Origin of the sequence: Pedobacter sp. FW305-3-2-15-E-R2A2 (assembly GCF_038446955.1) — a bacterium.
GTDB lineage: Bacteria > Bacteroidota > Bacteroidia > Sphingobacteriales > Sphingobacteriaceae > Pedobacter.
The window spans coordinates 3,179,397-3,192,143 of sequence record NZ_CP151803.1 but is presented as its reverse complement, the minus strand read 5'-3'; the positions used below and the strand labels follow the sequence as shown (position 1 = coordinate 3,192,143).

Here is a 12,747-nt window from a genome sequence, read left to right as displayed (position 1 = left end):
AGGGTCTTAATCAGATCGCGAATGTTAGACAAGACTAACTTTAGCATTCAATCGCTCTTGAACAAAGCTTCGCTAAACGCTTATCACATTTGATTCCTAAAAAGATAAAATTTATGATGTGATATTAGTAATGCAATGCTACAAATAATAATTAATATTCCAAATATATTTTTTCCAAAGTCATTATTTTATAATCCTATCTCATCATTTTGATTAAATAAAATATCAACTGTACCTTCATTGAAGGAAATTTTAACGTGGATCAACTTCTACTTTGAAGTAAAACCTAATTTGGGTATTAAGAAATCTGATAGCAATTGAACGGTGTATTCCGAGCAAGGCAGTTGTGGTAATTTTTCTTCACCATCAGACATATTTCCAAGCAATGTAATTTTTTTAGTCTCACCTGTCTTTTTTAACATCAGGCAATTAATCAATGGCGATGCCCCCCACCACTCGTCTACGATGTAAGATGAAGTGCCCATGTCTCCGGTATATACCACCAATAAGGGAATATTCTCAATTGGCAAACCTTGTGCTTTGAAAAAATTGTAAATGCTCGAAGAACAATGCATCAGTCCGGTACATGGGCCGAAGATCATTTTTATGTACGTTGAACTTAACAAACATAAATCTTCTCTAAGCGTGAGCCCGTTCGAAAAAATTAAATTTGAAGCTTTATCGACGCCAAGCCATCCCCGATAAAACGTTTCCTTGCCAAGGTTCATTTCATCGAAAATTAAGATTTTAGTTTTTGGTTTTTCCAACAGCGCCTTCAAAAGTCCAAAATGAACCTGGATAGGCAATTGCTTTAGCTTTGATCCCGCAGAATCTAATATGACGTATAGATTTTCGTCAGGTGCCACCCCCTTTCGCTCCAGCCAGCTGTTTGCCCATTTTCTTTCCTCTTCATTAATATACAATTCTCCCGGCCCCGTGTTTTTCAAATAGCTTGCTAAATCCTCCTTCACCGGGAAAACATAATCTACATTTATACGTGCCCTTAGTAGTAAATCCGTTAAGGAATAAACAGGAAGTCCGATCGTTTCAGGCGACAATGGATTGCTGTATTTCTGTTTTAAAAAATCGGCCAGATCTGGTTCTTTATGAGAAACACAAAAAATAATATCGAAGGTTTCAAATTCAATATCATCCCAACTTAATATTGATATTTCGTCAACATATTGATTGTTTTTAAGCAGACTTTCATGATATTTTGAGTTTTTTACTTCCCTGAAGTTCAATTGAATGTAGGCTTCATTAAGAAAGGACTTAAAGTATCTTAGCTTATCGAATTGTAAACAACAATCTCCCAAAAAAGGCAATTCCTCTTCATACAAAATCAAAACTTTTTTTATGGACAAATAGGAATCTATAGGATCTTGTGAGTGGCTTACGGCTTCTTGTGGCATGTTTTAATATTGTTTTATGATATCCCCCGCCTCGTTACCTGATCTCCTTTAACAAAAACCTGACAAGGTTTAGATGATAAAGTTCAATTAGGCCTGCTTGTTTTATAGACGCAATGTTCTGAAATAAAAACATTCACTTTTCAATAATACAAACAAAACATTAGAAAATAAAACAATTATTATTGATTTATTTTTAAATTAAGAGCAACTTTACTACTAAAGTAATTTCTTGATGAAGGATTTTTATTACCAGCTATATTTCCAGATCCACCTACTGAACCAATAAGAATTTAAACTCTAATAAGTATGCATAATTTAACTTTAGCTAAGATTGTCGAGAACAATAAACAATACCATCGGGATGAAGTGAAAAATATCATTGTTCTTTATGAAGAGCCTGTTCTTTTTATAGGCGATTCAATTATCAGAATTCATTATCTGGCAGGTCTGAAAGTATTTTTTCCGAACGCAAAAGTAACGATGAATTTCGTAAACAAGGACTTTGCTGAATGTTATCATGCCCTCATTCAAAATAATCCAAATTTAGATATTTTAGTTCAACGTCAATGGGCTGAGATTCCATTCGAATCTTATGATATGGTTATTTGTTTGATCCACGAGGAACTCAATCTTTTAAAACATCTTCATGTGCGTTACGGTGAGGAAATTTCAAATGGTAAAGTTAAAATGAAGGTGTTTTCAATTTCTAAAGAACTCATCTCAAACGGGACTAAAATAGTTGTTTCTGATGGAAATTATCCTGATTTTATATTCCCCAAGTTTGAAGAATTTGTTGCTTTTTTTGAAAATACAATGGAACAGAATGTTCGCGAATTGTATATAATGGAAGAAGAAAGAGAATGGGCAAACAGCTGGTTAAAAGAGAAAGGTTTAGCAGAAGACGAAAATCTATTTATTATGGTTGATTCTGCTTCTAAAAGGGATAAGCTGATGGCATTTCCGGTTTATTCTAAATTTTTGAAATATTTATTAAGCTTACCGAAAAGCAAGATATTAATCTTCGATGAAAAGAACATTGGTAAAAAGGAGTTTTATAAAGCCGTACTCGGCGAAACACTTGAATCCCGGATTATATATTCCGAAGCTAATAAATTGAGACAGGATTTGAGTTTAATCAGTGCACACCAGGTTAAAATTATATTTGGACCTTGTACTGGTCTTTTGCATTGTGCATCAGGAATATATAACCACCTATCAAAGAAAGGCATAAAACATCATGATATTCCCATCATTGTGACTTATACGGGTAAGTACAATTACGGCAATCGAAATGCCAATCATTGGTGGAATAACTCTCCCTTAGTTGACTGTTTGCTACTGAGGTCAGTAGACGGCAAGTCTGAAGTCGCTGTACTGAATGAATTAACAACAGAAGAAAGAGACAGAGAGGATAATCAAGTGGAATGTGAGCATTATACCACACAAATGTTTATAGATTTTATGAGTGACCGTTTAGCCGAAAGACGCTATATAGATGCTATTATTGAAAAATAAAAAATAGATTTGATAATAAATGTTTTTTTAGTAATATTGGTCATCATACCGTAAAGTCCAGCAATTTCTGCTTTAAGATAAAGCGTGATATGCCTTAGCGAAGCTACGTGCTGTAATAAAAACAATCGTCTTTGTTTTTAATTCATTTTAAACTAATCCAATAGCGATTACGGCTACTCCAAAATTTATAGCAAACAACGCCGGATTGCAAAATCACATCAACAATCTGAATATTTATGAGTAACTACAATTTTAAGTGGATACGTGTTTCCGTATTTTATAATAGCGCCTCATGGCATTTCCTAATTGACAGTTGCATCAAACCCTTTATCATCTCGATGAAGAAAGAAAAGTACATTGATCAGTTTTTTCTTCATTTTAGCAAAACACAGGGAGACCATATACGGCTTTCGATAAAAGCTCCGGAACATAGCATACCGCAGTTTCTTAAGCTATGGGATACGCAAATCGCTGCTTTCCTGAAGGCTAATCCTAGCCCTGGTTCTTCAAATTCTGTACTGTACGATCTTTACAAACCTTACCCGTTACAAACTGAATTAATATCAGAAACAGAATTGGAAAAAGTAAGGTGTCTGATTTCAGATGCCATTATCATGACCCTAAGCACAAAACCAATCAATCAGGAGAACACTTTGATGTTTTGCTTAAATCTGCAATTAGGCATAATCAGGGCTGCATTTCGCGATCACAATAAAGCAGCCTCCGAATTGATGAGTATGCTTACCTCCCTGTTAAGCAGATTCGATCCAATGCAACAGGCTGGTATTGATCATAAAACAAATGCTTTATATCATAAAAATAAGGAAGTATTAACAGAAGTAGTAACGGAGATCTATGCGGATGGAAGTAAGAACCAGGAAACAGACTGGCTTCATAGCTGGGTACTTAATTGCGCTAACCATATCAATAATCGCAAACCTTTTCAACATTTGTTTATCCAGTTAAGTACCATTTTACATGAGCATTTCGATTTCATTGATTTGCACGAGTTACTTATCAATTCCTATTTAATCTATAAGTCTTTAATTGAATCGGGACAAGAACACCGCAATTTCGATAAAAAGAACATGGAAGATCAACTACAAAACATACATACAGGATCCATTTCTTTAAAAAATGCGGACCATCCCCCTGCCGAAACCACCTTAACATGTATCGGCTTGAATCAAATAGGAAGGTTTGGAAACCAACTATTCCAGATTGCTTCTCTATCAGGTCTTGCAAAAGAATACGGTTATGCAATGGCCTTGCCAACCTGGCAATATGCGCCATATTTTAACATAAAATTAAACGCGCTAACTGCCCTCCCTGGCACAACCATTCAGGAATCAGAATTTCATTACACACCTGAATACTACCAACAGTTAAAAAACATTAAAGGTGTCATAAATTTACATGGCTACTTTCAAAGCAGTAAATATTGGAAAACACAGAACATCTCATTTACAAATAGTTTTCTGAAGCAAATTCGGGATAAGCATTATACTTTTACCAAGCCAACTATAGGAATACATATTCGTCGGGGAGATTACATTAACAATCCGGATTTCTATCTGTTACCTGAAAACTACTACATTTTTGCGCTGCTAAATCACTTTCCTGATCTAAAAAATTATCAGATCGTTTTGTTTAGCGATGATATTGCCTACGCCAAGATTCACTTTGAATGCCTGGAAAACGCGTATTTTAGTGAGGGCTTAAGTGATGTTGAAGATATGGCATTAATGAGTTTATGCGATCATTATATCGTTTCTAACAGCACCTTTTCCTGGTGGGCTGCCTACCTCGGACAAAAGGAACACTCAAAGGTTATTCATCCAGTGCAATATTTTAAGGGCAGTAAAAAAGACTATAATACCAAAGACTTTTGGGAGCCTGACTGGATAGCTTTTGATTATACCACCTATAAATATGACCTGTCGCACGTAACCTTTACGATACCTGTTTCTTTTGATCACAAGCACAGGGAGGAAAATCTTTACCTCTCTGTTGATATGCTTGAAAAAAGCTTTATTACCAATATAATCGTTGGTGAGCAAGGTGGGGAAATGTTATCTGCTATAGAAAAACGCTGTTCCTATATAAATTTCCCTTTGGCAAATTTCCACAGAACTAAAATGTTAAATGAGTTGTGCAACTTGTCAAAGTCAGATTGTATCGTAAATTGGGATTGTGATGTAATTTTAAGTCCCCTACAAATCATACTGGCTGCAGAATTGATAAAAAATGACATTGCCGACTTTGTTTACCCTTATGATGGTCGGTTTACCAGACTACCCCGCAGCTTTTTTTCCTATGTAGATAAGCACCGTGATATCGGGATTGCCGGACTTCTGAATTTAGTTAATCTCGATAAGATTGAAAGTTTTGGCGGTGCTGTGTTCTATAAAAAAGATGCTTTTATAGAAGCAGGAAAGGAGAATGAATACTTCGTCTCTTATGGTCCGGAAGATTGGGAACGTATAGATCGGTTTAAAAAACTAGGTTTTAAAATAAAACGCGTTAAAGGACAATTGTTTCATATGAACCACTATATCGGTCCTAATAGTTCTCATATGAATCCTCATTTTAAGCGAAATGAGGAACATCATAATAAGCAAAAGAAAATGACCGGAGAAGAACTAAAAGCTTATGTTAAAACATGGCCCTGGCTACAGTAGTGCACAGACCTTAGCTAAAGAAAATAAATAAAACACATAACCTCACGATATATATGAATATTTCAACATCCCAATCTTACAAAATTTCATTTTGTACTACTTGTATGAATCGACTCCATCATCTAAAGGAGACTTTGCCTTTTAATTTAATTAATAATTCAACTTATGAAAATGTTGAGTTTGTCGTTTTAAATTATAATAGTAAAGATGAAATAGATCAATGGATGGAAAAAGAAATGACGGCAGAAATCAAAAGCCATAAAGTTAGATATATTAAGACTTTGGAACCTTTGCATTTTAAAATGTCCCATGCCAAAAATATGGTTACCAAATTTGCCAGTGGTGATATTGTATGTAATATAGACGCTGATAATTTTACTGGTTGGGGCTTTGCCAGCTATTTAAATGACCAGTTTAACAAGAATAACAATATATATATGAAAGGACTGGAAGGGGATGCTGAGGGAAGAGCCTGTTTGTGGAAATCAGATTTTTTAAAATTAAGGGGCTATGATGAAAAGATATTAGACTGGGGTTATGAAGACACCGATTTTTACTATAGAATGAGAGATCAGATTAAAAGATCGGAAGTGAACATAACAGATTCCAAATACTTAAACACTATAAAGCATAACGAACTCGAAAGAATGAAGAATGGGCTTTATAATAGTGAAATTGAATTTGGCCTGGTGATGGAAACAAATGGTGTTATAAAAGCCTACATACTAAAAAAGGGGAATCAATTTGAATATTTAACAATTATACTTGACCTTAAGCATAGGACGAGCTTTGATGGAGGTATGATTAATAAAAATGAAACCCGGTATGGAGAATGGTCCCTTAAGGAAGGATCGATCGAGTTCAGAGACAACGAGACTAAAAATATAACGGTCTTACCTACTTACGATGGAGGCCAAACTTATTCTGCCCCCGAAGGAATTTATCAAAAGGCGCCTAAAACTCAGGTTTGCTTCTACTACTCAGCTTTCAAAGGCCGATTGGTTTTTCAGGAAAATATTAATTTTAAAAATGAGGTGAATGTGAATGGCTTTGGTGAAGGCTTAATTTTTGAACCATTGCTGTAACTATTATAAACGGATTAACAGCAGCCTCCCAAAAATAAAGTGAAATAGGCCCTTTTAAAGACCCTTCCTTTTAAATTTGATCTTAGTGTCGTTTATGTTTTTTCATTTATACCTTAACCCCTTTACAAATCAATAGGATTAAAGATGGCCGGGGCATCCTTGACATCAGCAAAATTATCCTTCAAAATTTAAGTTTCTATAATGCGATATCAAAAAAAATTAATGGCTAAAATTTAATGGTCGCGGTAAGGCCATACATCTGGATATCCCTTCCCGGACCTGCTTCCTTTAAGAACTTTCCAGTGTCAAACCAACTAAATTCCGCTCTAAAATAAAGATATTTAACTGGATTATATTCCAGAGCTGTACCGAGTTGACCACCTATAAAACGCTCCTTCGTATTTTTTCCGGAATAAATTAGTTTTCCATTTACCGCATAAATGCCATCAGACTTTTCCATTCTCCAAAAGAAATCATAGTCTGTGCTGAGCAAGAGGTTCTTTGTCAGAGAAAACTCCACATAAGGATGGACATCAAAGAGATTTGCAGGACCTATCAAAGCCGCCATGCCAAAGTAACCACCCTTTGGAAATAAAGGATTAAAAGTATTCAGCCTTCCATCATCATAAGATTTATCTCCAGCTATAAATTCACTTTTCACACCAACTTTAGGCTTCCACAATACATTTTTAAAGTGATAACCCAAATTTGCAGAAAGTGTCCATGACCTGATCTCATCCCCGGATATTTTTCCAAACTGATAAAGTGCTTCAATATCATATTCCAGCGTTGAGCCGGATTTCCAGGTCCTTAAACCAATAGAATTCCGCCTTTCCTTTCCGCTGATATCATCAAATACAGCGCGCCTGCGTTCGTATCCCAAATAATATAAGTCTATCTGTTTTAAAAGAGGCACTTCATTTATCGTACTATAAAGGCCCCAAAGCTTTATGTTTGACGAGATGCGATCATCAAATATTCCGCTTTTTGCCTGTACATAATGTGTATATAAGGCATCAAGCTTCATATTGTGATCTCTGAACTGCAACTTTATCCCATCAAAGGCCTGCCTGTTATTTGGAGCCTCCCTAACCGAAACAATCCTTTGAGAACCGAAAGAAAGTTCCTGTCTTCCTATCCTGAAAAGCAATGATGCCTGATTGCCTAGCGGCAAAACGCCATCAGCAAAAAGCTGGTGTATTTCCAGCGGATTTTGATTAACAGGCGAAGGCTCCTCCGCCTCTCCGCTGCTGCTGCTACTTTGAATCTGGCCAAAAAGCCTGAAGCTTTTCCCTACATGCAAATCAGAATGGATGAGGTACCTTCCAAGTACAAAACCATCCGCATCCTTTGGGGCTTCTCCCCAATCGGGATGCTCGTATTTAAAATACTGATTCCTAAATTCCCCTCCGATACTTAAATAAGTGTTTCCACTTTTTGAGATGGGCATGAACTTGAGCTTTTGATACCAGTCTTTAGTGGTATCCTGAACAAGTGTACTATAATCCTCGTCAAACCTCATGGCCTTAAACCCCTGAGCTTGTACATAAGCACCTTGGACAACGAGTAACAATGAGATCAAAAAAATCTTTTTCATATTTACTTTTTCCCAATAAATGCAAAAGGCGATCCATCAACACAACGTACTGAAAAACAACACATTAACAAATAACAGAAAAGTGCAAACCACTAAATATCGTAAATATAAAAGCGGGTCAGCGAAATAAAGTCAGCACTACATCAAAAGATCAGACCTGAAAAATCAGGAAAAATGTCTTCTCGTTATCCCCAGTCTTTTCATTTTTGAATTTAAGGTGGTTGAAGGAACATCTAAAAGCTCTGCTGCACCACCTTTACCCGAAATCCTGCCTTCGCATTTGCTTAGAATAGCCAAAATGTGATCCCTTTCATTGTCATCTATCGATTTGACATGCCCCGGCTGCTGGTCATTTGCCAGCAGTTCATGCTGATGGTTGGGCAAGCTGATCCTTTCAATACACTTTCCCCGCGCAAGCAAAACGTTCCGCTCTATCAGATGTTCCAGCTCTCTCACATTACCGGGCCAGTTATAACGTTGCAGGTCCTCCATAGCCCGGTTCGAAACCGTGATATCTTCTCTGCCCGACAAGCTGACATACTTATCCAGGAAAAATCTGACCAGCAGGGGAATGTCTTCTTTTCGATCACGCAGCGGGGGTAAAAGTATGGGAAACACATTTAACCGATAATAAAGATCCAATCTGAACCGGCCTGCCGCCACTTCCTTTTCCAGATTACAGTTCGTCGCAACGATTATTCTTACATCAACTTTTATCGTTTCTCTGCCACCTAAGCGTTCAATTTCTTTTTCCTGAAGCACCCTTAAAAGCTTGGCCTGAGATTCCAGGGGAAGCTCCCCCATCTCATCAAGAAATATCGTTCCACCTGCTGCCTGTTCAAACTTCCCGATCCTTCTGTCTACAGCTCCTGTAAATGCGCCCTTTTCATGACCAAACAACTCCGATTCAATCAAATGTACTGGCAATGCGGCACAATTGACCACCACCATTTGTTTTTTACTCCGGGCAGATTGCTGGTGTATTGATCGTGAAAACTTTTCCTTTCCCGTACCGCTTTCGCCTAAGATGAGGACAGAGGTTTCCAATGGTGCTACAATCGTAATCAGGTCAAGTGCAGTGAGCAGAAGGTGACTATTTCCGATGATGCCATCAACATTTTTAATTACCGATTTCTTAGCTGCTATCTTTTCTGCAGGTCTTAAGTTCAACTCGGGAACACGGGCATTTTTACCGGCCGAAAGAATGCCTTCAATTGTTTTTGACAATGGCCCTGCCAGTCGCTTTACAAGAGCAAGGTGCCTTTTCGTGTAAATGTCGGCTTTCCTGCTGTAGAATGAAAAAGTGAACCCAGCCTTACCACTAACCGGGATATACATCACGAGATTAGCATAAAGATGGAAAGTTTTGGAAACTATCTTTTTTGCGGGGTTAATGTTACAGATCTCCACAAAGTCTTCCGCATTGTAAAATGCAGAAATGGAGTCTTCCGGAGCGGAATCCTGGTATTTTGGAAGTTCTTTAGCCGGTATCCCCGTCATCACCATCAGCTCTTTTAAACCGATAATCTGATATTCATCAAAGTTTAACCTCAAAAAACACAAGCCATGATAATTTTCCTTCTCCATATTCTTCATCCCAATGGCCACAAAATCAAATGGGATACTGGGCTGTATGGTTTTTGCAATTTTCAGGAATTTCTCATCCCATTCAGTTGGTTGGGATACAATATCAGTCAGCGTGTTCTGAAGGGCGATCTCATTGTTCCGTTTCAGCAGCATATTTTGCTCATGCAAGTACCAGGCAATTTCCAGTGTAACCAGAATATCCTTTTCACGAAATGGTTTCACCAAAAAGCCATAGGGCTGAGTGGCTTTTGCCGCTTCCAATATCTTTTGGTTCGAATTTGCGGAAAGGTATACAAAGGCGATGTGCTCATCAGACAGGTGCCTTGCCAAATCTATTCCTGTTTCTTCTCCACGCAGGTGAATGTCCAGAAGCACAAGTTGGGGCTTTTGTTTAGCCATCATTTCCTTAGCCTGTTCAACTGACCCTGCAATTCCCGATACCTCATATCCTGCAGATTCCAACATTAATTTGAGGTCATTGGCAACAATGAACTCATCTTCAACAATAAGTATCCTGATATCCATAACTTTATTTATTTCTATATTTTTATTTAAGTGCTTCCGTTAAGGAAATTTAATTGTAATCGTCAACCCGTTTTTTGCCTGGACCTCGAATGTTCCTTCAATCTGCTGCGACAAACCCTTCATCAAACTCATCCCAAGTGTTTTACCTTCCAGAAACTGTTGTTCTTGCAATCCTTTACCATTGTCGGATATGATCAAAACAAACCGCTCATTTTCCCGGCTCAATGAAACAGAGATGATCGCTTGCGCTTCAGTTCCAAAAGCATATTTGATGGAATTTGTAATGGCCTCATTCAGGATCAGCCCAAGTGGGACCGCTTTGTTCACATCAAATTCTGAGGAGATTACGTTTAGCTTAAAATCAATACGGTCCCCGGCATTAAAACTCTCCTTCAGATAAACCACCAGATCAGTAACATAAGTTTGTATGTCCACCAGTGCAAGATTGTCGGATTGATAAAGCTTTTGATGAATCAGTGAGATCGACTGCATCCTATGCTGACTTTCCCTGATGGCTTTCACAGCAGCCTCATTTTTAAGGTAAACAGATTGGGAATTCAAGAGGCTAATCACAATCTGGAGGTTATTTTTAACGCGATGATGAATCTCTTTCATGAGCCATTCTTTTTCTTCCAGAAGCCTGTCTTTTTCTTGAATCAGGCAACTAAGCGATTCATTTTTATGATCAATCTGATTTTGTTGCCAGTGTAGTTCCTTATTGATCCGCTGCCCCATACGGTATCGGTTATAACCAAGTCCAATCAGTAATACCAACAGCAATGCTCCTCCTTTCATCAGATTCTGACTTTTTTGCTCTTGCAACAGATTAGCCTTCTGAAGCGCTCCCTGCTTCTGCAGTAATTGAATATTCTGTTCTTTGATTCTTAAATTTTTATCCTTTTGTTCATTTTGGTATTGAATTTCCAGTTGAGCGATGTCCTTTGTCATCCTTTCATTGAAAATAATATCATTGAGACTGGAATAACGACCATAGCTTTTGATCGCGGAAAGAAATTTACCCTCCGCCGAATCTATCCGGTATTCGATCACATAACTGCTTCTGAGTTCAGATATTTCATTGTTGATTTTACTACCTTCCTTAAAATCATTCAGGTGTTTACGTGCCGCCTTAAAGTCCTTGACTGCGGTATAATACAACGCAGCACTGTAATCGGCCATTTGCTTGTCCTTGTTGAATTTTGGAAGATCCTTTGATAGCAAAAGAACCTGCTTGATGTGTTCAGCTGCAAGGGTATATTTTTTCAGGATCGTGGATACATTGATCAGACTGATGGCCAATTGAATCTTTAAAGGCAGAATTTCCGGCGGAAAGTCTTTTAGTACTGATTGAAGGAGCACAAAGGCTTCATCCGACTTCCTGGTCTGCATCAAAATATTACTCAGGTTACAGGAAAGCATCACTACCGAATTTCTATCTTTATGATCACGGGCAATGGCGATAGACTTATAAAATAATCCTTTCGCATCCTCCAGCCTTTTCAGGTAATAATAGGTAATTCCAAGCCGGTTGTAGGTCGTGCACATTTGCATGGATTTATCCTTGTTGGCCTCCCCAAGCCGAACGGCAAGTATTCCGTATTTCAGGGCCTCATTAAGGTTCCCTATCCTGGCATAAACGGCATTTAACAAATCATAAACTGCCTGAAGGTCTTTTTCACCTACGGATTGATACAAAGTCAATGCCTTTTGTAAATCTTCAGCAGCCTTTTCATAGTGTCCAAGCAGCTGATAAAAATCACCTAATATCTTTAATGTGGCGGCCTGCCGGTCTCTCGCCCCGGCCTTAATAAACAAAGGCAATGCCCGCTCATAATATGCAGCACGTATATTCAGGTCCTGCCCGCCAAAAAAAACGTAGAATTCTTCCAGTTTTAAGGCCGCCTCTCCCGCCTCCCTGTAAAGGCCATGTTTTTGCAGGAGCTGGACTGCTTTTTTGGTAAAGACATTCGTTTTTAAGGAGTCTCCTTTATTCAGATACCCTTTGGCCAGAAGCATTAAGCTTGCCCCTACGCCTTTATAGAAACCTATTTTGCTGCTCAGTTCAAAGGCTCTATGGCTAAATTTAATGGCGCTGTCTGGCAAATTTGCTTCCGGAACCGGCCTGCTGATAAAATACATCCCGATACGGTTCAGCACATTTACCTTACTGGTATCTGGTGTTGCCGCAGTAAGTTTCTTTTTTAAAGTGCTCAGCTCCTGATCTTGTGCAAAGACCGGATTGATGCCTGTAAAAATTAAACATGCAGCAAGAACTGCAAAACGCCAAAAGTTAAATAAATTATTACACATGATTCCTTTCATTCATTCCCATATTAAACCAGGGC

Annotated in this window: 7 protein-coding genes; 3 read left to right on the top strand and 4 right to left on the bottom strand. The window is 37.9% G+C overall.

What is annotated here, in order from left to right; translation table 11 throughout:
- Window positions 1-269: 269 nt before the first annotated feature.
- On the bottom strand, window positions 270-1,412 hold the full coding sequence (locus AAFF35_RS12860) for a hypothetical protein (protein WP_342332916.1): 1,143 nt from the start codon (window positions 1,410-1,412) through the stop codon (window positions 270-272).
- A gap of 306 nt (window positions 1,413-1,718) precedes the next feature.
- On the opposite strand from AAFF35_RS12860, the gene AAFF35_RS12855 reads away from it, so the two are divergent.
- The 3 genes from AAFF35_RS12855 to AAFF35_RS12845 all read left to right on the top strand — a co-directional run bounded on the left by AAFF35_RS12855 (window position 1,719) and on the right by AAFF35_RS12845 (window position 6,693).
- Window positions 1,719-2,927, top strand: coding sequence for a hypothetical protein (locus AAFF35_RS12855; protein ID WP_342332915.1), 1,209 nt, complete (start codon window positions 1,719-1,721; stop codon window positions 2,925-2,927).
- Window positions 2,928-3,163: 236 nt separating this feature from the next.
- Window positions 3,164-5,608, top strand: a complete 2,445-nt coding sequence (locus tag AAFF35_RS12850; RefSeq protein WP_342332914.1) for an alpha-1,2-fucosyltransferase — start codon at window positions 3,164-3,166, stop codon at window positions 5,606-5,608.
- Window positions 5,609-5,712: 104 nt separating this feature from the next.
- Window positions 5,713-6,693 (top strand): glycosyltransferase family A protein, encoded by a 981-nt coding sequence (locus AAFF35_RS12845; protein WP_342332913.1) that lies wholly within the window; start codon window positions 5,713-5,715, stop codon window positions 6,691-6,693.
- Window positions 6,694-6,919: 226 nt separating this feature from the next.
- Here AAFF35_RS12845 and AAFF35_RS12840 read toward each other — a convergent pair whose 3' ends face one another.
- The 3 genes from AAFF35_RS12840 to AAFF35_RS12830 all read right to left on the bottom strand — a co-directional run bounded on the left by AAFF35_RS12840 (window position 6,920) and on the right by AAFF35_RS12830 (window position 12,724).
- Window positions 6,920-8,290 (bottom strand): alginate export family protein, encoded by a 1,371-nt coding sequence (locus tag AAFF35_RS12840; protein ID WP_342332912.1) that lies wholly within the window; start codon window positions 8,288-8,290, stop codon window positions 6,920-6,922.
- A 165-nt stretch (window positions 8,291-8,455) separates the two neighbouring features.
- Window positions 8,456-10,402 (bottom strand): sigma 54-interacting transcriptional regulator, encoded by a 1,947-nt coding sequence (locus tag AAFF35_RS12835; protein ID WP_342332911.1) that lies wholly within the window; start codon window positions 10,400-10,402, stop codon window positions 8,456-8,458.
- A gap of 39 nt (window positions 10,403-10,441) precedes the next feature.
- On the bottom strand, window positions 10,442-12,724 hold the full coding sequence (locus AAFF35_RS12830) for a histidine kinase dimerization/phosphoacceptor domain -containing protein (RefSeq protein WP_342332910.1): 2,283 nt from the start codon (window positions 12,722-12,724) through the stop codon (window positions 10,442-10,444).
- Window positions 12,725-12,747 lie beyond the last annotated feature (23 nt).